The 21,808-nt window shown below is 67.3% G+C and carries 18 protein-coding genes and 1 pseudogene; 13 read left to right on the top strand and 6 right to left on the bottom strand.

What is annotated here, in order from left to right:
* The first annotated feature begins 55 nt into the window (after window positions 1-55).
* The 10 genes from Q8S30_RS09050 to Q8S30_RS09005 all read left to right on the top strand — a co-directional run bounded on the left by Q8S30_RS09050 (window position 56) and on the right by Q8S30_RS09005 (window position 12,061).
* Window positions 56-2,608 carry a phage tail tape measure C-terminal domain-containing protein gene (locus Q8S30_RS09050; protein WP_305665656.1) on the top strand — a complete coding sequence of 851 codons (2,553 nt, stop codon included), beginning with the start codon at window positions 56-58 and terminating at the stop codon, window positions 2,606-2,608.
* On the top strand, window positions 2,605-3,027 hold the full coding sequence (locus Q8S30_RS09045) for a hypothetical protein (protein WP_066813777.1): 423 nt from the start codon (window positions 2,605-2,607) through the stop codon (window positions 3,025-3,027). Before Q8S30_RS09050 ends, Q8S30_RS09045 begins: the two co-directional genes overlap by 4 nt.
* Window positions 3,024-3,551 carry a hypothetical protein gene (locus Q8S30_RS09040; RefSeq protein WP_066813775.1) on the top strand — a complete coding sequence of 176 codons (528 nt, stop codon included), beginning with the start codon at window positions 3,024-3,026 and terminating at the stop codon, window positions 3,549-3,551. Before Q8S30_RS09045 ends, Q8S30_RS09040 begins: the two co-directional genes overlap by 4 nt.
* Entirely contained in the window at window positions 3,548-3,967 is a 420-nt protein-coding gene (locus tag Q8S30_RS09035) for an NlpC/P60 family protein (protein ID WP_066813774.1), read from the top strand. The genes Q8S30_RS09040 and Q8S30_RS09035 overlap by 4 nt, the downstream gene beginning before the upstream one ends.
* The gene (locus Q8S30_RS09030) at window positions 3,964-7,356 is read left to right on the top strand and encodes a host specificity protein J (RefSeq protein ID WP_305665655.1); all 3,393 of its coding nucleotides are present in this window, start codon (window positions 3,964-3,966) and stop codon (window positions 7,354-7,356) included. Before Q8S30_RS09035 ends, Q8S30_RS09030 begins: the two co-directional genes overlap by 4 nt.
* Before the next feature lie 29 nt (window positions 7,357-7,385).
* Window positions 7,386-9,956, top strand: a complete 2,571-nt coding sequence (locus tag Q8S30_RS09025; RefSeq protein ID WP_066813767.1) for a hypothetical protein — start codon at window positions 7,386-7,388, stop codon at window positions 9,954-9,956.
* 15 nt (window positions 9,957-9,971) lie between these two features.
* Window positions 9,972-10,721: a hypothetical protein gene (locus Q8S30_RS09020; RefSeq protein ID WP_066813765.1), complete on the top strand. Its 750-nt coding sequence runs from the start codon at window positions 9,972-9,974 to the stop codon at window positions 10,719-10,721.
* 46 nt (window positions 10,722-10,767) lie between these two features.
* Complete coding sequence (locus Q8S30_RS09015; RefSeq protein WP_066813763.1) at window positions 10,768-11,058, top strand: DUF6127 family protein; 291 nt, start codon at window positions 10,768-10,770, stop codon at window positions 11,056-11,058.
* A 74-nt stretch (window positions 11,059-11,132) separates the two neighbouring features.
* Window positions 11,133-11,807, top strand: a complete 675-nt coding sequence (locus Q8S30_RS09010; RefSeq protein ID WP_066813761.1) for a D-Ala-D-Ala carboxypeptidase family metallohydrolase — start codon at window positions 11,133-11,135, stop codon at window positions 11,805-11,807.
* The gene (locus Q8S30_RS09005; protein ID WP_066813759.1) at window positions 11,804-12,061 is read left to right on the top strand and encodes a hypothetical protein; all 258 of its coding nucleotides are present in this window, start codon (window positions 11,804-11,806) and stop codon (window positions 12,059-12,061) included. The genes Q8S30_RS09010 and Q8S30_RS09005 overlap by 4 nt, the downstream gene beginning before the upstream one ends.
* 154 nt (window positions 12,062-12,215) lie before the next feature.
* On the opposite strand, the gene Q8S30_RS08995 is transcribed toward Q8S30_RS09005, so the two are convergent.
* Window positions 12,216-12,422 carry a hypothetical protein gene (locus Q8S30_RS08995; protein ID WP_305665654.1) on the bottom strand — a complete coding sequence of 69 codons (207 nt, stop codon included), beginning with the start codon at window positions 12,420-12,422 and terminating at the stop codon, window positions 12,216-12,218.
* Window positions 12,423-12,434: 12 nt separating this feature from the next.
* On the opposite strand from Q8S30_RS08995, the pseudogene Q8S30_RS08990 reads away from it, so the two are divergent.
* Window positions 12,435-12,665, top strand: a pseudogene (locus tag Q8S30_RS08990) (hypothetical protein); the annotation flags it as partial.
* A gap of 400 nt (window positions 12,666-13,065) precedes the next feature.
* On the opposite strand, the gene Q8S30_RS08985 reads toward Q8S30_RS08990, so the two are convergent.
* On the bottom strand, window positions 13,066-13,209 hold the full coding sequence (locus Q8S30_RS08985) for a hypothetical protein (protein WP_305665653.1): 144 nt from the start codon (window positions 13,207-13,209) through the stop codon (window positions 13,066-13,068).
* A 110-nt stretch (window positions 13,210-13,319) separates the two neighbouring features.
* On the opposite strand from Q8S30_RS08985, the gene Q8S30_RS08980 reads away from it, so the two are divergent.
* Entirely contained in the window at window positions 13,320-14,018 is a 699-nt protein-coding gene (locus Q8S30_RS08980) for a DUF6781 family protein (RefSeq protein WP_066813755.1), read from the top strand.
* Between the two features lie 20 nt (window positions 14,019-14,038).
* Complete coding sequence (locus tag Q8S30_RS08975; RefSeq protein WP_066818452.1) at window positions 14,039-15,691, top strand: AarF/ABC1/UbiB kinase family protein; 1,653 nt, start codon at window positions 14,039-14,041, stop codon at window positions 15,689-15,691.
* A gap of 28 nt (window positions 15,692-15,719) precedes the next feature.
* Here Q8S30_RS08975 and Q8S30_RS08970 read toward each other — a convergent pair whose 3' ends face one another.
* The 4 genes from Q8S30_RS08970 to Q8S30_RS08955 all read right to left on the bottom strand — a co-directional run bounded on the left by Q8S30_RS08970 (window position 15,720) and on the right by Q8S30_RS08955 (window position 21,708).
* On the bottom strand, window positions 15,720-16,619 hold the full coding sequence (locus Q8S30_RS08970) for a patatin-like phospholipase family protein (RefSeq protein WP_066813753.1): 900 nt from the start codon (window positions 16,617-16,619) through the stop codon (window positions 15,720-15,722).
* A gap of 87 nt (window positions 16,620-16,706) precedes the next feature.
* Window positions 16,707-19,979 (bottom strand): efflux RND transporter permease subunit, encoded by a 3,273-nt coding sequence (locus Q8S30_RS08965; protein ID WP_066813752.1) that lies wholly within the window; start codon window positions 19,977-19,979, stop codon window positions 16,707-16,709.
* Entirely contained in the window at window positions 19,976-21,076 is a 1,101-nt protein-coding gene (locus Q8S30_RS08960) for an efflux RND transporter periplasmic adaptor subunit (protein ID WP_066813751.1), read from the bottom strand. The genes Q8S30_RS08965 and Q8S30_RS08960 overlap by 4 nt, the downstream gene beginning before the upstream one ends.
* Window positions 21,076-21,708, bottom strand: coding sequence for a TetR/AcrR family transcriptional regulator (locus Q8S30_RS08955; RefSeq protein WP_066813749.1), 633 nt, complete (start codon window positions 21,706-21,708; stop codon window positions 21,076-21,078). Before Q8S30_RS08955 ends, Q8S30_RS08960 begins: the two co-directional genes overlap by 1 nt.
* Window positions 21,709-21,808 lie beyond the last annotated feature (100 nt).

Raw genomic sequence — 21,808 nt, 5'->3', positions numbered from 1 at the left:
CATCTCAGAGGCCTGACACAAGCGCGCACTCGATCACACGTTCAAGAGGTTCACGATGTCCTTGCATTCCGAGCGGCATCCACACAAGCGCGTCTCCGTGCGGCTCTCCGCTGTCGGCGGGCGCCAGGTGCGTGCCGAGCTGGAGGGCGTCGGCACGGCCGGAGCCCGGGGCTTCGGCCGGCTCTCCTCGGAGATGGAACTGGCCAATGCGCGCCTTGCCGGCTTTGCGCGCCGGGCCGGTATCGCGCTGGCGGCGCTGACGAGTGCCGCGGCGGCTGCCGGCACCGCGATGATCCGGTCGGGACTGCAGACCGTCGACGCGCAGGCCAAGCTCGCGCAATCGCTCGATACCACGGTGGCCTCAATCCAGACGCTGGAACGCGCCGGCGCGCTGGCCGGGGTCTCGATGTCGGGCATCGAGCAGGCCACGAAGGACCTGACCCGCCGTCTGAGCCAGGCCGCGTCTGGCACCGGACCCGCGGCCGATGCGCTGGACCGGCTGGGTCTCACGGCCAGCGAGCTGATTGCCCTGCCGCTTGACCAGCGGGTCGGCGCCATCAATGCGGCGATCGAGAAGTTCGTACCAGCGGCCGAGCGCGCGGCGGTGGCGGGCCAGCTCTTCGGCGAGGAAGGCTCGATCGCCATGTCGCGCATCGACACCGCCACGCTGCGCCAGGCGACCGAGGACGTGCTGGCGTTTGGCGTCGTCGTGTCCGAGCAGGATGCCGACCAGATCGAGCGCACCAATGACGCGATCTCGCGGCTCGGGCTGATCTGGCAGGGCGTGTCGAACCAGCTGGCGGTTGCCGCTGCCCCGGCGCTGGAGGCGGTGGCCAATGCCATGGCGGCGGTCGCCAGCCGGTCTGGCCCGCTCGGCATCGCCATTCGCGGCCTCTTCGATAACCTCGGCCGACTGACCTCCTATGCCGCCACCTTCGCCGCCTTCCTTGCCGGGCGCTGGGTCGCCGGGCTGGCCGTGGCCGCGCTGTCGGTGCGCGGGCTGGCCACGGCGCTGGTGCTGTTGCGGGGTGCGCTGATCCGCACTGGCATTGGGGCTCTCGTCGTCGGCGCCGGCGAGCTGGTCTATCAGTTTGCCGAGCTGGCCCGGCGTGTGGGCGGGGTTGGCGAAGCCTTCCGGCTGCTGGCGCATCTTGCTTCCGAGGTCTGGTCCCGGATCGGGCTCGCGCTCGATGCGACACTGGCCCGGATGGCGGCGGGATGGGAGGGGCTGACGGCTGCGGCCCTCTCGGCGCTGGAGGGCGCCATCGCCGGCGTGGTGCAGTTCGGGGACCGGACGGTGGCGATCTTCCAGGGCGCCTATGACGGGGCGGTCGCGATCTGGGGCAAGCTGCCCGGCGCCATCGGCGAGTTCGCCTATGCCGCTGCCAATGGTTTGATCGGCGGCGTCGAGGCAATGCTGAACGGGGTCGTCACCCGCATCAACGGCTTCATCACCGGGCTCAACGGGGCTCTCGATCTGCTGCCGGATTGGGCGGTGGGGGAAGGCGGCGTCCGGATCGGCATCCTTGATCCGGTGCAGCTCGGCCGGATCGACAACCCCTTCGCGGGATCCGCCGCGGCAGCAGGCACGGCGGCGGCCGATGCCTTCTCGGCGGCACTGTCCCGCAGCTATCTCGACGCCCCAGATCTCGGGCTGGGTGCCATGGCCGAGGCGGCGAGCGCGCGCGCCGAGGGCTATCGCGAGGCGGCAGGCAAGCTCACCGAAGCCGCAGACCGGCCGCTGGCAGCCTGGGAGGCACTGAAGGCTGCGGTCGCCGGCAGCGGGGCGGAAGCAGAGGCCGCGCTGGGCGAGGCTGGCGAGGCCGCGGAGGATCTGGCCACCTCGCTGGACGAGGCCGGGCGCGCGGCCGGCGGCGCAGGCGCAGCTTCCGGCGCGGCCGCCGCCGCGGCCAAACCGGCAACCGAGGCCGCAGCCACCGGCTGGCGGGCGGTGACCGCGGCGCTGTCGGAATACGCGGCCCGCGCCCGGGAGATCGGCAGCGATATCGGCCAGGTGCTGACCGGGGCGTTCCAGTCCGCCGAGGAGGCGATCGCCACGTTCGTCAAGACCGGCAAACTGGACTTCAACGATCTCGTCACCTCGCTGCTCGCCGATCTGGCGCGGCTGGCGGTGCGGCAATCGCTGCTCGCGCCGCTGGCCGGGCTCTTGTCGCAAGCGCTGGGCGGACTCTCCGGCGGCATCTTCGGCGATCTATCCGCGGGGGTGTTCCATGCCGGCGGCACCGTGGGCGGCCCTGCCCCGATGCGGCGCATGCCGGCGCTGGCCTTTGCCGGCGCGCCGCGGCTGCATGGCGGCGGCTGGGCGGGGCTGCGACCCGACGAGGTTCCGGCAATCTTGCAGCGCGGCGAGCGGGTGCTGTCTCGGCGGCAGGCGCAGGGCATGGGCGGGGATGGCATGACCATCATCTTCAACGACCAGTCCCGCGGCGTCGATGTCGAGATGGAGGAGACCGTGGCCCCGGGCGGCGGCCGCGCTCTGTCCTTCACTCTCGCCGACAAGGTCGGCGAAGCGCTGACCAAGCGCGGCGGCGGCGCGAACCGGGCGCTGAGCGCCATGGGCGTGCGGCCGCCAAGGGCGCGGCGATGACAGTTGCTACCTGGCCCTCGGACCTGCCGCGGCCGAACCGGGCCGGCTATCAGCGGCAGACCGACGATCCGCGGCTGGCGCGCCGCGCCGAGGCCGGACCGCCCGCCTATCGTCGGCGCTGGTCGAGCGCCACCCGTTCCGTGGCGCTGGTGATCGATGTCAGCCGTGCGCAGAAGGCGGTGTTCGACAGCTTTCATGACGAAGTCACCGTGGTGGGCAGTCTGCCGTTCTGGATGCCCGATCCCACCACAGATGGCTGGCCGATGCTGGACGCGGTCGGCGCACCGGTGCTGGCGGGGGATGGCGCACCGCTGCTGCTGGCGGCGCAATGGCTCTGCCTCTTCGGCCCGACGACCCCGGTGGAGACGCTGCGCGGGCTGCGGTTCCAGATCTCCTTCGGCGTGACGGTGTTGCCATGACCAGACGGGTTTCCCTCAACGCAAGACTTGCCCAGGACGCCGCCCACTCGGCCGAGATCGAGGTGGTGCTGATCTTGGTCGAGCACCCGGACCTCACGGCACCGATCCGGCTCTCGACCGACAATGGCGAGCGGATCTCTGTCGAGCCACTGATCTACGGCACACGCTCGACCTGGCGCGGCAGCAACCCGGTGACCGAGCCGTTCCTCTTCATCCTCGCCAGTGCCGAACTGCCAAGCGATCTGGAGGGCGCGCCGGCGGAGGCCACCATCGTGATCGAGGCGGTGACGGGGGAGGTGGCGCGGCTGCTGCGCAGCTTCACCAGCCGCGCCACGGTGCATATGGCGGTGGTGCTGGCCAGCTCTCCCGATGTGATCGAGTACGAGGCGACGGGGATGCGACTGATGCTGGCCGAGGGCAGCGCCGGCGAGGTCACCACCTCGATCGGCCGCGAGCCGGTGGAGGAGGAAAGCCTGCCGGGCCTCAGCTTCACCAAGGACCGTTTCCCGGGGCTGCATCGATGACGCATTGGAGCACGCGCTATCTTGGCCTCCCCCATCGGGATCTCGGCCGCGACCAGACCGGCGCCGATTGCTGGGGCCTCCTGCGGCTTGTCTATGCTGCCGAACTTGGCGTCGAGCTGCCCTCCTATGCAGGTGCCTATCACAGCACGGCTGAAGCCGCCGAGATCGCGGCGCTGATCGACGGCGCCGAGGACTGGTCCGACTGGCAGCCGGTCGCCGCGGAGCCTGTGTCCTTCGACGCCGCCCTGTTCCGCCGCGGTCCGCACCGATCGCATGTCGGCGTGATCGTGCGGCCGGGGCTGATGCTGCACATGGCCGAGACCGGCGCCCGCATCGAGGACTATCGCCTGCCGCGCTGGTCCGGCCGGCTCACCGGCCTTTACCGCCATGTCTCGCAGATCCGGAGCCCTGCATGACGACCTCTGCACTGTCCGCTCGCGCGCAGATTCATTCGCCGCGTCGGACATCTGGCCACGCGCCCGGTCTCGTCCCGGTCCTCGCCGCCCCGCTGATCGACCCCGGCGCCGGCCGCATCGCGCTGGACCTGCCCGAGGGGCTGACCCTCGCCGAGATCATCCACCAGGCACTGCCCGGCCTGCCGCCCGCGGATCTCGCACTGGTGCGGCTGTCGCTGGTCACTCAATCCGGCGCCGAGGCGATCGATCCGGCGCTCTGGCACCGGGTGCGGCCGCGGGCGGGCGTGCGGGTGGTGATCCGGCTGCTGCCGGGCAAGAACGCCCTGCGCTCAATCCTGATGATCGTGGTCTCGGTGGCGGCCATCGCGCTGGGCGGGATGCTGGCCCCGGCGCTGGCCGGTGCGACTGGCATGGGTCTTGGCGTTGCCAAGGGCCTCCTCACCGCCGGGCTGACCATGGTCGGGCAGATGCTGGTCAATGCCCTGGTACCACTGCCCCAGCCCCCGTCACCGCAGGAGCGCCGGAATCGCTACACCATCGGCGCGCCGCGCAACGAGAGCCGTCCCGACCGGCCGGTTCCGATGCCAATGGGCCGCCTGCGCTATGCCCCGCCCTATGCCGCCGCGAGCTATACCGAGATCGTCGGCAATGATCAGTATGTCCGCGCGCTGTTCTGCTTTGGCGACGGGCCGCTGCACCTCTCGGCCTTCCAGATCGGCGATAGCGGCCTCGAGAACTACAAGGATGTCGAGATCGAGGTGCGCGAGGGCTGGCCCGGCGATGCGCCAGTGACGCTCTACCCGCGCCAGGTGCTTGAGGAGGCGGCCAATGCCGAGCTGACCCGGCCGCTGCCGCGCGATGCTTACGGCGAGGTGATCAAGAACCAGCCGGCCGAAGAGACGCCCGTGCGGCGCTTTACCGCCTTCGACACCTGGGCCTGCACGGTGATCATCGGCCTCCCGGCCGGGCTCTTCAAACTGAACGACGAGGGCGATCTCAAGTCGCGCAGCGTCGCGGTGCGCATCCGCCAGCGCCAGCCAGGCGATGCGACCTGGCAGGAGGTGGTGACGCTGACCATCAGCGCGAAGGAGCGCGAGCCGTTTTTCCGCAGCCATACCTGGGTGTTCCCAAGCCGTGGCCGCTGGGAGCTGGAGATCACCCGGATGACGGATGAGAGCACCTCGACCCAGGTCTCCGACCGCACGCTGCTTGCGGCGATCCAGTCGGTGCGCCCGGAATACCCGATCAGCAGCGACCGCCCGCTGGCGCTGGTGGCGCTCAGGATGCGGGCGACGCATCAACTCTCCGGCGCGCTCGACACCTTCTCGGCGTTGGTGCAGCGCTACGGCCGGCATTGGGATGGGGCCGCATGGCGGCCGAATGTGCTGACCCGCAATCCGGCAGCGGCCTATCTGCATGCGTTGCAGGGCGGGCAGAACCACTTCCCGGTCGCGGATGCCGGCATCGACATGGCGCTGATCGCCGATTGGTACGCCTGGTGCGCGAACCGCGGCCTCGAGTACAACGCCGTGCATGAGGATGACACGTCGCTCCTCGAGGCGCTGATCGCCATCTGCTCGGCCGGCCGCGCCAGCCCGCGACACGACATGCTGCGCTGGGGCGTGGTCATCGACCGGCCCGGCGATCTGGCGGTCGATCACATCAACCCGCGCAACTCGGATGCCTTCAGCTGGAGCCGGACCTACTTCGATCCGCCCCATGCCTTCCGGGTGCGGTTCCTCGACGAGACCGCGGAATACGAGCCCGCCGAGCGGATCGTGCCCTGGCCGGGACATCAGGGCGAGATCCGGCTCATCGAGGCGATCGAGCTGCCGGGCAAGACCCATCCGGACGAGATCTGGCGGGAATGTCGGCGGCGGATGTACGAGCTGATCCACCGTCCCGACACCTTCTCGGCGCTGCAGAGCGGCCGCGCCGGCATCGCCACCCGCGGCGATCTGGTGATGGGCTCCTGGGACGTGCTCGAGCGCAGCATGCTTGCGGCCCGGGTGCGCGGGATGGTGGGCAGCCTCATCGAGCTCGACGAGGAGGTCGAGATGGAGGCGGGCAGCGAGTACGGCATCCGCTTTGCGGTCATCACGCCCGATCCCATGGATGCCACGCGCGCGCTGACCACCTCGGTGCTGCGGCCAGTTGCCTGGCGCGAGGGCCGCTCGCGGGCACTGCAGCTGGTGGATGCGGACCTGATGCCGGAGCTGGGCCAACTGGTGCATGTCGGGGTTCTGGGCCAGGAGAGCCTGGCGCTGCGGGTCAAGGGCGTCGAGGCCGGCGAGGGCGGTGCTGCCGTGCTGCGCATGGTGGCGGCGGCGGAGATCATCGACACGTTGACCGATGCCGAGGCGCCGCCCGACTGGACCGGCCGCATCGGCACGGTGCTGGACGGAACCCGGGTGCCTCTGCCGCCGAAGCTGGGACCGGTGGTCTATGACGGCTTCCTCTATGTCACGGTCTTCCTCTCGCCCGGGCAAGGCGAGACGGCGCTGCTGGCCTCCTATGAGCTTGAGCACCGCGCTGTCGGCACGCCCTCCTGGAGCTTGATCACCGTCCCGGCCGGGGATGGCGCGGCGAGGATCGAGGCTCTGCTGCTGACCGGGACTGAACTGGAACTGCGTGCCCGCGCCATCGGCATCGACGGCACCCGAGGGCCGCTGACCCTGGTGCTGAAGGTCGACAGCGACGGTCGGCTGATCGACCCGCCGGCGGCGCTCGATCCTGCAGCCATCACCGTGACCGGCGGCCTCGGCCATGCCCGGATCGAGGCCGCGGTCGCGGCGGATCCCGGCCGGACAAGGGTGCAGATCTACCGCGCGCCCGCCGGAGCGCCGCTGGACCCGGAGATTAATGCCTTGGGTGCGCCGATCACAGCCGCTTCGGCCACCACCATCAGCCACATCGATGGCGACGCGACGCGCAGCAGCCTGCTGGTGGATGCCGGCTTTGCCACCGGCACCGGCTGGAGCCTCGGCCCCGGCTGGGCGATTGCCGGCGGCGCCGCCAACCATGCGCCGGGGGAGCCCGGTGCGCTGGAACAGGCGCAGGCGCTGACGGCCGGAACCTATCGCATCGCATTCAGCGTCGCTGGCCGCACCGCAGGATCGGTCACCGCCCAGCTGACCGGCGGCAGCACGGCTTCCGGCAGCCAGGTCACCGCAAGCGGCCTCGCGTTGGACCGGATCGTCAGCGGCGCCAATGACAGCTTCGCGCTGCTGGCGGATGCGGCCTTCGACGGCAGCATCGACGATCTGCGGCTCTACCGCGAGACCGCAGCCTGCGCCCCGGCCGGGGCCTTCGACTACTACCTCGAGCCGCAGGACGCGGAGGGCCGCGCCGGCCCGGTCTCGGGGCCCTATCCCGTCACCATTCTCTGAACCCTCAGCATCGTTTGGGAGGCTGTACCTTGGACAGCGGCGTCAAAACCACCAGCGTCTCGGCCTCGGATCTCGCCGACGAGGTGCTTGGCAATTACCAGGGCAGCACTGTCCGAATCGCGGTAGCCCGGCTGGCGGCGCTGCTCTCGGCAATGACCGGCCCCGCTTATGCCACCCGGGCTCAGCTCTATGCCGATCTCTCCTGGCCAGCCGGAGCCACCGGCCATGTCCATGGCGATCCCGACCCGGCGCTGACTGGCACCTACAAGAAGAGCGGCAATCCCGGCGCGGGAAGCTGGACCCGGATCGGCGAGCTGCCGACCGGCACTGTCGGCCAAGCCCTGCTCGCGGCCGAGACCGAGGCGCGGCGCGTGGCCACCGCCGATGGCGGGGTGCTGCGCCTGACCAATGTCGGGGGCACCGCCGATGCCGCCACCGCGGAGCTTGCGCCGGGGGTGGCCGATATCGGCATTCGCTCCAGCCTCTTGCTGTTCTACGTGCCCATCGCCACCAACACGGTGTCCGGACCAACGCTGACCATCGCCGGCGTCACCCGCGAGCTGCGCATCCCCGGCAGCGGGCCGGTCGGCGCCGGCGAGATGGTGGCGGGCAGCGGCTATCTCCTCAAGGTGCAGAGCACCACGGTGCTGCACCTTCTCGGCGGCGGCGCCTCGGCGGCCGCGATCGCCGAGGCCGTGGCCGGGGAGGCAGCAGCCCGAGGAACCGCGATCGCCGCCGCCATCGAAGGTGAGTCCGCGGCCCGGGTGGCGGCGCTCGGCGAGATAAACCTGCGCATGGGCGGGGTGGAGGCCACGGCTTGGTACCCGGTGTTCAACGCGACCTATGTCGCGGGGCAGATCCTCGAAAGCGGATCGCTGCTCTGGGGCATCACGTCTGGGGATTATCGGCTCGAGGTGGCGGGCAAGCCCATCGCCCGGCTCGACGAGGTCGATGCGCTATCGGCGGATGTCGATACCCGCCTCGCGGCCCTGCCGCTGCCGGCAAGCCTCTTGGGCGATGCCCGCAAGATCGCCATCGCCTGGCGGGCGGAAAGCGGCGCGGTGTTCGGCGGCTTCCGCGAGGATGGCGCCTTCTTCTCGGGCGGCGCGCCCCTTGGCGCCGAGGCGGTGACGCTGCCCTCGGGCGCGGCCGCCCTGGCGCTGGACAACGGCCGCGTGATCCGGATCGGCTGGGGCGACGTGCTGACCGGCCCGATGCAGTACAAGACGGCCGCCATGGGCTTTCGCGCCGGCACGCTGCGCTTCGTCCATGATCTCGGGGCAGCCGGCCACAAGGTCGATGCGATGGATGTCAGCTTCTCCTGGCCGCTGGCACCGGCCTTTACCCAGATCCAGCCCTACCTCTTCTATGGCCAGAGCCTGGCGCTGGAGCAAAACGCCGACGCGGCGCTGACCGGCGAGGTCGCCCCGGGCCGCGCCCTCATGTATGACACGGCCAACAGCCCCAGCATGTCGGTGGTGGAGGCCAGCTCCGGCGACAAATCCGACTTCGGCACCTCGCATTACCCGAACACCGATCTCGCCCGCATGGTCAGCCTGCGCGAGGTGACGGGCGAGAGTCCGGCTTCAGCCGCTGCTGGCGCGCTGTTGCCCGGGCTTTCCGCCAGCACCGGCCTCGTGCTCAGCAACCACGCCCGCGCCGGCTGGGGCATGAGCGGTCTCGTTGCAAAGGACCAATCATCCGGCCACGGCATCCAGTATGCCGGGATCCTGCGTGCCGCCGCCCACACCCGCGCCTTCTGCGATGTCCATGGCCGCACCATGCTGCAGCCGGTGATGTCCTTCATCCATGGCGAAGCCGATGCCGGGATGTTCGGCTATGTTTACCGCGACTATCTCGAGAAGCTGCAGGTCCGGCTGACGGCCGATCTGTCGCTGATCACCGGGCGCAGCGATCAGGTCAGCATCGCGCTGTGCCAGACTTCGAAGATCGACCATGGCGGCTCGGGGAGCCTCGGCCAGACCGTCGTCGGTGCCGCTGTGCGCTACCCTGTTGCCGCCGCGCAGCTGCAGGTCGCGCTCGATCACCCGGACCGCTTCATCTGTGTCGGCCCGAAGTATCACCTCGAGCGGCGGCTGCCGACCGACGGCACCCATCTCTCCGCTGTGTCCTCGAAGCTCTGGGGCGAGTATCACGGCCGGGCGCTGCGCAGCGGCCAGCTGCCGCTGCATGTCTCGAGCTACAGCCGCAGCGGCGCGGTGATCACCCTTGGCGTCAGCGGCGGCGATGGGTCGGGCCTGGTCGTCGACACGGTGCAGGTCAGCGATCCCGGCAATCTCGGCATCCAGTGGTGGGACAATACCGCGAGCCCGCGCAACGTCTTGTCGGTGAATGTCTCGGGCCGGACGATCATCGTCACCCTGACAGGCGACCCCGGGGTTCTGGGCGGCGCGGTGCGCGGTGTGCTTGGCATCGGGCTGAAGCAGACCGTGGAGGGCGACTATGGCCCCAGCGGCGGCAACCGCACCTCGATCCGCGACAGCTGCCCGGATCTCAGCACCCAAGGGCTGCCGATGCAGAACTGGCTCTGCCACGACCGCTTCATCGAAGGCGATGACACCTTCACGCCCCGTCCGTAAACAGGAGACCAGACCTTGCTCGTCCAGACCGTTCCCGGCACGGCCGGTATCAGCATCCCCGGCGCGCCGGTGATCACCTTCACTGACTATGACCGCGCCATCGCCGCGCTGCCGGGCCTGACCTACTACATCGATCCTGCCAATCCGGGAGCTGATCGGAAGTCCGGGGCCCTCTACATCAACCGGAACAATGATCCCCTCGCCAGCGTCACGGTCTCGGCCGAGATGAACGGCCTGCCGGCCTGGAACATGGTTTCGAACCTGCTGCAGTTCCGGCTGCCGAAGAACTCGGCCAGGAACAGCTTCACCTGGCTCCTTGCGGTCTATGCAACGACGATCGGCAACCTCGCTTTGGTCGAGGAAGGTGCCAACGAGAATCTCAACAAGTTCTGGATCTCCAGTGCCACCGCCATGCGCTTCCACACCTCCAATACCGGCGGCATTTTCGAGCAGAAGGCGGCGGGAACCGTGCTGCCGCTGAACACCCGCGGGATCCAGGGCGTCTCCTTCGACTATGCGACGAAGAGGTCCTCGATCCTGTTCGCCAATCGCAGCTGGTCCCCGGAATACACCCACAGCCTCGCCTTCGACGTCGAGGCCGACCCGAACGCAAGGCTGGTCATGGGCTGGGGCGGCGGCACCAACGTGATGCAGGGCCTGATCGGCGATGCACTCTACTTCGACCGGGCGCTGCACCTCGCGCCGAACGCCGCAGTGTTCGCCGCGGCACGGGATGCGCTGGTGGCCAAGTATGCGGTCGCGTGAGCCGGCGCGGCCTCGGTCATCCGCGGTGCAAGCTGGAGAGTTACCGATGACACCCCCGCACTCCGACCAGGGCTTCGTGCGCATGCCCGATGCCGAGTTCGAGGCAATCCTGACCCGCGCGGCCGAGGAAGGCGCGAAACGCGCCCTTGCCGATGTCGGCCTCGATGGCGACGAGGCCGCGCTCGACATCCGCGATCTGCGCTCCCTGGTGGACTGCATCCGGCTCGTGCGGCGCACCGCCATGCAGACAGCCGTCCGCATGATCACCACCGGCGTCATGCTGGCGCTGCTCGCCGGCATCGCCATCAAGCTCAAGATCTTCGGCGGCAGCCCGTAGCCGCGCCCCATCCCCATTCATCAGCCCGCAATGACCCGCCCTCGAGGCGGGTTTTTTTGTTTCTGGAGGATAACATGACCCCGACCTTTTACGACCATTGGCGCGACGTGCCGGAAAGCGCCTGGCGCTGGCCGAATTTTAGCCCGGCCGAGATTGCCTGCCGCGGAACTGGAAAGTTGCTGATCAATGAACCTGCGCTCGACAAGCTGCAAGCGTTGCGGAATCGGCTAGGCAAGCCGCTCATCGTCCGCTCCGCTTATCGCAGCCCGGAGCACAACCGTGCCGTTGGCGGCGCGACCCGGTCGAAGCACATGGACGGCGCGGCCTTCGACATCGCCATGACGAACCACGACCCGGTCGCGTTCGAGGCGGCGGCGCGGGAGGTCGGTTTCCTCGGGTTCGGCTTCTATCCGCGCTCAGGGTTCATGCACATCGACCTCGGGCCCGCGCGTCAGTGGGGCGAACGGTTCCCGGTCCGGGCGACGGCATTTGCAGCCGAGACGCCGCCTGCGCGCGAGGTTCTGGCCGACAGCCGCACCATGAAAGGTGGCGGAGCGGCCGGAGTGGCGACGCTGGGCGCCGCGGGGGTTGAGGTGGCGCAGAACGTCCTCTCTGAGACCCAGTCCGCCGTCCTGCCGCTGGTGCCATACCTCGACACGCTCCGCTGGGTTTTCGTCGCCGTGGCGCTTGGGGGCATCGCCGTTACGATCTATGCGCGCCTTGATGACTGGCGCAGGGGCCAGAGATGATCGTCAGCATTCTTGGCGGGATCGCTGCCAAACCGTGGGCAAGGGCCGCGCTGCGCTACGGTGCGACCGCCCTCACCATCGTCTTGTTCCTGCTGTCGATCCGCCGCGCAGGTGAGCGCACGGGGCGGCTTGCCGAACGCCTTGAAGCCACGGAGAAGGCCAATGATATTCAACGCCGGATGCTGGAAGCGGCGGCTCGTCGTCCTCGCAATCGCGACGAACTGGTTGACCGGCTGCGCGACGGCGGGTTTTAAAGCGAACGGCTTGGCGGCATGTCCGCCGGTCGTGGAATACAGCCGAGTGTTTCAGACGCAGGCGGCCGAGGAATTGGCGAGACTGCCGGATGGATCGGCGATCGTTGAGATGATGGGGGACTATGCGGTGATGCGGGATCAGGCAGGGGCATGTTCAGCCCGGTGAGTGGTCGCCACTTGTCTTCTGGTGTGACTGCCGGATTACCGCTATCTTTGGGCGATGAACAGAAATAACGAAATGCGCATCGCAGCAAAGCTTGCCAAGTCCAAACATCGCCGTCGCCAGCGGTGCCAGCCACTCATGCAGCGCCAGCGCCAGTGCCGTATCGCCCGAGGCCCAGGCGCGATACAGCGCTACCATCTCGGCCGGGGCATAGTTCGACAAAACCGAGGTAAGGCCGCGCGCGCCTGGCTCGGCACCCCCTACCACGATCAGGCCAGCCTGCGCGGGGCGAGCTGCGATTGCCTCGGCCTCGCGCGGAGCGTCTGGCGCGAGGTGGTCGGGCCAGAGCTGTTCCCGATCCCGCCCTACAGCCGGGATTGGGGCGAAACCGGTGCGCACGAAGTTTTGGCGGCGGGTGCGCGGGCCATCATGCTCGAAATCCCCCTAGGGAAACTGACCCACTTTGATATCAACAAGCCGGGCCGGTTCGACCAGCCCGGCCACCGCGTCACTGGCACCTGTATCGACTGCCGCAACCGGGGGCGGGCTGGGACTGCGTCAATGTGGCCGTCGATGATGCGACCCGGCTGGCCTATGTCGTTGTTCTCGCCGACGAGCGCAAGCACACCACCACCTGCTTCCTGCTGCGCGCCCGGCGCTGGTTCAGGGGCCAGAGCATCCGGGCGGAACGGATGATGACCGACAATGGGCGGCCTGCGCTTCGATCCGCGCCGATCGCCGGTCGCCGCCGCGCGGCTTCGGCACCGTCCGGCCGTATCCGGGCATCCCCGCCCGCGCCTCAGTCGGCAAGAGGCGCAAAATGCTTTGTCAAAAGGAAATGTTACGCGATCTTGTCTTCATTCGGCACGCGACCTGGGGAATGTCGGACAATACCAGACAATCGGGCGAGATGCCGATAAAAGCCTTCCACCAGCGAAAATTGCTTTGCCGGGCCTTGCCAGCGCTGGACATTGATCTGTGTCACGGCACCTTGGTGCCTTTTCCGTAATCTGAATCTGATTGAGGTTCGGAGTTCCTGATCGCTGTTGGCGGTTGTCGCGGCGACTGCGATCATTACCCAGGCAGGAGGTTGCCATGACGAACGGCGAGCAGGCCATGTCGCAAACTGGTGGCACCGATATTCGCGAGACGGCGCGCCGGGCCGTGGCGGAGAGCGAGAACATCCACGACGCGGTGCGCGATCTCGTGATCCGCGCGCTCAGCCGCGAGCCGTTGACGCAGGACCATATCCGCGCTGTTGCTGCCGCCGTGCTGGAAGGAGCCGCCGCGGGCGCACCGGAGGGCAGCGCCGAGACGGCCCAAGGCCTGCGCGAGGCCGCCGAAGGGCTCGACGAAGCGCTCGCGAGCGCCGCGCAGGCCTCGCACCTTGCAATCGAAGAGGCGGCCGGTCGAGCGGATGCCTTCACCGAGAATGATCTTCGCCAGGCGCTTGACGACCTGCACGCGCTGGAGACCCTGTTCCAGGACCTCGTGGTCTCGTTTGCCAAGACAAGCACCAGCGCGACGCGCGGGATCGTCGAAGACCTTGCGCGCCACTTCGAGCACGTGGGGACCGACACGGCGCGTGCCGTGCGACAGGTGACACATTCCGGCCTTGGGGCCGCGTCCAAGCCGCATCTGCCCGATCTCAAAGACGTTGGCCGGGCCACACGCGGCGGGCTTTCCACCATCGCGGCAATCGGCAGCGGTATTCTGTCGGGTCTGGCCGAGGGTCTTGCGCCGCACCAGGTCACCTCGCCGCCTGCGTCGCCAACCGACCCGAAAGACGGCTGATCTTGCGCGACCCGATTGGCATGCAGCGTGACCTGGGGCGGCTTGCGCAACTGGCCACAATCCTGATCCGGCACGGACTTGGCGACCTGATCGGGCGTCTTGGGTTGACCGGGGCTGCACGCAAGGCCGGGCGGGTCTTGAAACCCTCGGACGCCGTCGCGTCGGTCGATCTCGCGCCGCCGCAGCGCCTGCGCATGGCATTGGAGGAAATGGGGCCGACCTTCGTCAAGCTCGGGCAGATCCTGTCGACCCGGGCCGATCTGCTGCCGTCCGCCTACATCGCCGAACTGGAGAAACTGCGAGACCGCGTGCCCCCTGTGCCCTTTGCGGCGCTGCTGGAGGAAGTCGACGCCGAGCGCGGCCATCCGTTGATCGACGATTTCGTCGAGATCGATCCCATTCCCCTGGGCGCCGGGTCGATCGCGCAGGTTCACCGCGCACGGCTTGAGAACGGCGGCGAGGTGGTTCTCAAGATCCGCCGCCCTGGCATCCGCGCCAAGATCGAGGCCGATCTGCGGCTTCTGGATTGGCTGGTCGATATAGCCATGGCCGAAAGCGCCGAAATCCGGCGGTTTCGGCCAGATGACGTTGTGGCGGAGTTCGCGCGCTCGATCCGGACCGAGCTTGATCTGGCCAATGAATGCCGCAACGCCGAGCGCATCGCGGAGAATTTTCGCGATTGCGTACATATCCATGTGCCGCGCGTCCATTGGCAATGGACCAGCGAGATCATGAGTGTCCAGGATGTCGCCGCGGGCACGCCGGGCACCGATCTGGAGGCGGCGCGCCGCGCCGGGCTTGATCTGCGCCGGATTGCGGCGCGCGGCGCCGACGCGATGTTGCAGATGATGCTGAAAGACCGGTTCTTCCACGCCGACCCACACCCGGGCAACGTGTTCTACCTGCCTGGCGACGAGATCGTGTTCATCGACTTCGGCATGGTCGGGCACTTGTCGCGGCGGCGGCGCGACGAACTGGTTGACCTGTTGACCGGCATCGTCGACCGGCGCCCGGAGGCTGTGACGAGCATCCTGCTGGACTGGGCCGATGCCGGCGCGAACCCCGGCCTCGAAAACCGCATTGACGGGTTCATCGACCGGGTTCACGGGATGCCGCTCAAGTCCCTGAACCTTTCGGCGCTGGTGCTCGACCTGGTCGCGCTGGTGCGCGCGCACGATCTGGTGCTGCCGCCGGACCTGACGATGCTGCTCAAGGCGTTCACCACGCTTGACGGCATGGGACGCGAGCTTGACCCCGAGTTCGACATGGTCGCCGCCGCGCAACCCTTCCTGCGCCGCCTGATGCTCGAACGCTTTTCCCCGGCACAGCTTGCCCACTCCGCGCGCGGTCACCTGCTGGCAGGGGCCGGGCTGATGGGCCGGCTGCCCGAAGACCTGCGCCGCCTGCTGATCGACGCGCAGCAAGGCAAGCTGTCCTTCGGCATCGAGGTCCGCAAACTGGACCATCTGATGGACCGCTTCGACAGAACCATCACGCGCGTGACACTGGGTATCCTGATCGCCGCGTTGATCATGGGATCGTCGATCGTGATGACCGTAGTCGGGGGCGAATTGCCGGTCGGGCTGGGGTTCTTTGCCATGGCGGGTTTTTCTGGCGCGGTGGCGGGCGGGCTGTGGCTCGTGTGGTCGATCCTGCGCGGCCGCAAGGACTGAGCGCGCGGACCAGCGGGTCATCGCCGGGTCAAAGCATCTGTTTCAGAATGCCGGCCTTGGCCATCATCGCGTCGCGGCCATGCGTGATCGCCCTTTCCGCCTTGGTGAAGTCGAGAGCGGTCATGTCTTGCAGGTCGAGATCGACCATCACGTTCGGTGGGTCGCCGGCCAGGCGGCTGCGCAGGATCTGATCGGTCATGAGGTTAATGGAGGTCGACAACACCGACAGATAGCCCGGGGTCGGGCGGGCCGGTTTTCCGTTGCCGCCAAGGTATTTGCGCAACAGCGGCCGCAGTTGGGCCGGAGCAGTGCCCAGAACGGCCTCCATCCCGTAAAACCGCGTCGTCTCTTCAACTTCGGTGCCACGCTGCGGCAGGTAGAGACGCGAGTTCGGGTTGACCGCGATGATCACCTCCGCCCCGAGGGCGCGGCAGGCCGAGACCGGGACCGGGTTGCTCATGCCGCCGTCAAGCAGCCAGCGCCCCTCGGCCCAGACCGGCGAGAAGATACCCGGAATACCGATCGAGGCGCGGACCGCTTCCACCAGGTTGCCAGAACGCAACCAGATTTCGCGCCCTTGTGCCATGTCGGTGGCCACCGCAACAAAGGGCAGATCAACCTCGGAAAAGGTCGGCTTGAAACCCAGATCGCACAGCAGCCGGACGATGTGTTTGCCCTCGATCAGCCCGCCCGAGGCCAGGTTGACATCCAGCATCCGCCGCACCCGGATCTGGGTCAGCGCGTTTGCATAATGTTCCAGCGCGTCGAGCGCACCCGACGCATAGGCCGCCCCGACCACAGCGCCCATCGAGGTGCCGCAGACCACGTCGGGGCGGATGCCGATCTCGTCCAGGGCGCGCAGAACGCCGATATGCGCCCAGCCTCGCGCGCCGCCACTTCCCAATGCCAGACCGATTTTCGCAGGCATTTTGCCCTCCTTCGGCTCTCCGTTCGCGCCGGGTTGTGCCTTGTCTGCGCCAAGGTCTGCGCCACTGTCTGGGCCACCCGCCTTGCCTCAGGGCTCGACCCGGTCTGTGCTGCGCTTTTCCACACCGTAGTAGAGCAGAGGCACGATGATGATCGAGAGCGCCGATGAGGCAATGGTGCCAAAGATCAGGCTGATTGCCAGGCCACCGAAGGCCGGATCGGTCAGCATGATCGAAGACCCCAGCACCACGGCAAGCGTGGTCAGCAGGATCGGTCGTGCACGGATCACCCCGGCCTGATAAGCGGCCTCCTGCAGATCCATGCCCTGAGCCCGGTTCTCGCGGATGAAATCGATGATCAGCAGCGAACTGCGAATGGCGACGCCAGCCAGCGCGATGATGCCCACCATCGATGTCGCCGAGAAATCCGCCCCCATGAGCCAGTGCCCCGGGAAGACGCCGATCAGCCCGAGCGGGATCGACGCCATCGCGACCATCGGTGTCTTGAACGACTTGTAGTATCCGACCAGCAGAAAGAACACGAGCAAAAGCGCGAGCCCCAGGACCATGCTCATGTCGCGGTAGGTGTCGAGCATCAGCCGGATTTCCCCGTTCCACAGAAGCTGATATTTTCCGATCGTGTCGGGTGGCGTCGATGCCAGGGTCAGGTTACCGGTTTCCAGTGACACTCCGTTGCCGACCTCCAGACCGGAAAACCGCTGGTCGAGGGCGGCGATGGCATAGAGTTGCGAAGTCTGCGCCAACTCGCCGCCGACGAAGGTCACACGTTCGTTGTCCTTGTGCAGGATCGGCCGGTCGCGGGTGCCTGGCACGACCTTCACAAGCTCGGACAGGGCAAGGTGTTGGCCGGCAGCGTTCTCGACGAACACCGTTTCCAGCCGTGTCGGATCGAGCTGTTGGCTGTTTGGCACGCGCACCCGGATCGGCACCACGTTCTTCTCGTCGTCGAGGTGGAGACGGTCGACGACCTCGCCCTCGAACAGAACCCGCAAGACCTGCCCGATCTGCGCTGTGCTGACGCCGGACAGCAGGGCCTTTTCCTGATCGACGATGATCCTGTACTCGTTCACATCTTCCGGCTGCGAGGTGCTGACATCGACCATGTCGTAGGTGTCGTTGAAGATGGCCTCGGCGCGGTCCGACAGGCTGCGCAAGATCGCAAGGTCATCGCCGTAGATCTCGGCCAGAACGGTGGCGCGCATCGCCGGTCCGGGCGGTACTTCAACCAGTTGCACCTTGGCGCCGGGATAGGCGGCACCGATTGCGACGAGCTGCGGGCGCAGGTCGCGCACCAGTTCGATGGAGGAGGTGGTGCGCAGATGCTTGTCGATGAGGTTGACGCGGATTTCCGCGATGTTCTGGCCGGTCAGGTCAGCCGTTCCCCGCATCAACGCCATCTGGTCCGCGACCCCGGAGCGCCCGATCCAGCTTAGCGTGTTGGTCACCAGCGGATGGTGGACCAGCACCGCATTGACCTCGCGCACCAGCCTGTCGGTGGTCTCGACCGGGGTCGATTCCGGCATCGACAACGCCACATTGAATGAATTGGCGTCGTCCTTGGGCAGGAAGGCCATGGCGACGCCAAACGACGGCTTCGGTCCGACGACGCCTTCGGGACGGATGAATTGCCATGCCGGTTGCAGAACCGTCAGTAACAGCATTGCCAACGTGACAGCGTAGAGCGCCAGCCGCGCGGAACGCCGCTGCATCGCAAGCAACAGAAGCCGGCGATAGGCGCGCGCCAGCCGGTGCGGACGTTGCTCCACCGCCCCCGCCTCCCCGTGCGCGCCCAGATCGAGCCAGCGATACGCGGCCCAGGGGGTCACCGTATAGGCAAAGAACAGCGATGCCACCATCGCGATCGGCACGTTGACCGCGACGGGAAAGAAATACTGCCCCGGCATGCCGCTGACCAGCACCAGCGAGGCAAACACCACAACGACCGTCGCTGTCGCCAGATTGGCGGGGCCGCCAACCTCGGCGCTGGCACGAATGGTGATGTCCCGCTTGCTGTCGTGGCCTTTGCGGCCATGGGCGTAGTGGCGATGGATGTTCTCGATCACGACGATGGCGTCGTCGACCAAAAGGCCAAGTGACAGGATCAGGGCAAAGAGACTGACCCGGTTGATGGTGATCCCGGCAACGAAATCGACCCCGACAGTCACCAAAAGCACCAGTGGCACCGAGATCGCAACGATCAGCGCCTCGCGCCAGCCCAGAAACAGGATCAGAATGAGCAAGACCGTGGCAATGGCGATGCCGAGATGTTCGATCAGCAGGTTCACGGCGGCATTGGCGGTCTCGCCGTCATTGCGGGTGACGACAAGCTGCACGTCGCGCGGCAGGAATTCGGCCTGCATCCGCTCGATGCGCGCGATCACATCCTCGGCCATGAACACCGAGTTTGCCCCGGCCTTCTTGGACACCGCGAGCGTGACGGCCGCCAGGTCTTGACCGCCGAGTTCCGAAAACCTCGGATCGGCAGCGCCAAAGCTGAACCGGCTCAGCTGCGCGGGCTCGATCGGTGGGCCGTCAACGACGTCGGCAACGTCGCCCAGGTAGATCGGCCGACCCTCGTTCTGGCCGACGATCAGGGTGCGCACATCGTCCGCGTCCTGGAAGAACCCTTTGACGGTGACCATGTGCACCGTGCCAGCCCGCACCGAATGTCCGACCGGGGTCCCGAAATTGTTGCCGGTCAGCGTGTCACGCACACGCGATAGCGGCACGCCATAGGCCGCCAGCCGGTCGGGGTCGAGGTCGACGCGGATTTCCCGGTCGCGCCCGCCCTCGACCGAGACCACCGACACGCTCGGCAGGCTGTGCAGCCGCTCCGCGATCCGGTCCGCCATGCGTTTCAGGGCGTAGTCGTCATAGACGGTGGAGGAGAGCGTGACCGTCACCGCCGCGATATCGTCTGCGTCAATGGCCCGGATCAGCGGCGTGCCGGCGCCAGAGGGTATCCGGTCGAGATTGCTGAAAATCCGGTCATACAATCTGATCAGGCTGGCTTCCTTGTTCTCGCCGGCCTTGAATTGCACCACCACCACGCCAACCGAGTTCATCGCCACGGCCTGGGTGTGATCGACGCCGGTGATTTCGCTGACGATCGCCTCCAACGGGGTCACGATCAGGCTTTCCACTTCCAGGCTAGACGCGCCCGGCAATTGCACCGTGATCTGTGCGGAGGGGATGTTGATCTGGGGATTTTCCTCGCGCGGGGTGAACACCACGGCGATGGCTCCGAAAACAACGACCGACATGATGGTCAGCACCGTCAGTTTCGAAGAGATGAACATCTCCGCCAGCCGCCCGGCAAGGTTTTGCGGAAGTTCGTTCATTGGCCGGAGCCCTCGACGACGACGATCAGGTCGCCGTCACGCACGCGCCCGTCATCATGCGCCAGAATGGTCTCTCCGCCCTCCAGCCCGGCCCGGACCTCAGTGGAAGGACCGAACACCCGTCCGCGGTGGACCCACCGAAACCGCGCGACGCTGTCGTCACCGGCGACAAACACGCCGGTCAGGCCACCACGGTTTGCCAGGGCCAGGTTCGGCACCTGGACAACCATGTCGGAGCCGATGACGAAATGCGCGCGCCCGAACATGCCGGGAAAGGCGTCCAGATCCGCCGGCAATGCGAGTTCGACATCATACCGGCGCGTCACCGGGTCGCCTGAAGGGATCACGCGGAGAATCTGGCCGGGAATGTCGATCCCGGCAAGCGCGTCGATCTCGATCCTTGCGGCGGCACCCACGTGCACATTCGCGACCTGACTTTCCGAAACCGAGGTTCGGAACAGCAACCGCTTTCGCGATTCAATCGTCAGGATCGGAATCCCCGGGCTGGCCAGGTCACCCACCTGCTTGCGCCGCGCGACGACAATGCCGTCGATCGGGCTGAGCAGCGTCGTATATTTTCGCCCCGCCAAAGCGGTGTCGCGCACCGCTTGCGCCTCTGCCAGTCCGGCGCGGGCCAGATCGCGCGCCACTGTCGCCTGGCGCAAGGCTTCGGTCGAGACAGCTCCGCTTTTCTGCAGGCCGGCCAGACGCGCGTGATCGGCTTCGGCGTTTTGCAGCGAGGTCTGCGCCGAACTCAGCGCCGCCTCGGCACGTCTGATCGCGCCTTCCACGTCGGTCGGATCGATCTCGACAAGGATGTCACCGGCGGAAATCACGTCGCCTTCGTTGGCGCCGATCCGCTGGATGTAGCCCGACGCGCGTGACGAGACCTCGATCCGCTCCTCGGATGTGACGCTGCCTGGGGTGCTGTAGAGCCGGTCAACCGGCCGGGCGAGCACCTGCTCCACCGACAGCTCCAGCGAGCGCGGGGCGGGGGCCGCATTCGCGGCGGGGTCTTCCTTGCAGCCGGCGAGACCCAGCAGGCAGACCCCGGCCAGAACCCATGTCACTTTGGCACTATAAATCGGGCGTGTCATCAGATGTGCACCCCGGGTTGCGGTTGCGCCAGCAGCCCGCGCAGAACCATATCTTTCGTATGCGCAGCGAAATCTCTCAGGCGTTGTTGCGTGTTGCGCTCGCCGATGAGAACCTCGAGCACCGGCGTCAACTGGACGTATCCCATCACCAGGGCAATGATCGAAGCGGCCGAAAGACTTGCGTCCCGGGTTGGCGCAAGACGATGCATCAAGCGTTCGATCTCGCGAAACGGCGCTGCCATCACGTCCTCGGTCAGAAGCCTGAGCCGGTCGCGGTCACCGGCCAGAAGTTCGCGCTGCACCAACCGTGCCACCACCGGGTTGTCCGAGAACTGCTGCGTCAGCCAGACGATCAGACGCTCCAACGTGACATCCGGCGCGTCATCCCCCTTTACGACTGTTTCCAAGGCCTTGGCACGGTCGGAAAAAACGTGGCGAAGCGCGGCGGCATAGATCGCGTCCTTGTCGGGGAAATGGTGGTAAAGCGCCGCCGGCGTCGTGTGGATCTCCCGCGCGAGATCACGGATCGAAACACCCGCGTAGCCGTGTTTGGCGAACAATGCGGCCGCTGCTTCGAGGATCGAAACCTTCCGGTCGGAAAGCCGAGGTTCGGTAAGATCGTCGCTTGACATCCGGGGGCTCCTAACTGAACGTTCGTTTGGATAGCTAGGGATGGCATGCGCCCCTGTCAAGTCAGCAAGCGGTTCGGCCCGCGAACACGAGTGGGCAAGA

It is taken from the genome of Frigidibacter sp., assembly GCF_030695035.1.
Classification (GTDB): Bacteria; Pseudomonadota; Alphaproteobacteria; order Rhodobacterales; family Rhodobacteraceae; genus Frigidibacter.
This window is presented reverse-complemented; position numbering and strand designations above follow the sequence as displayed.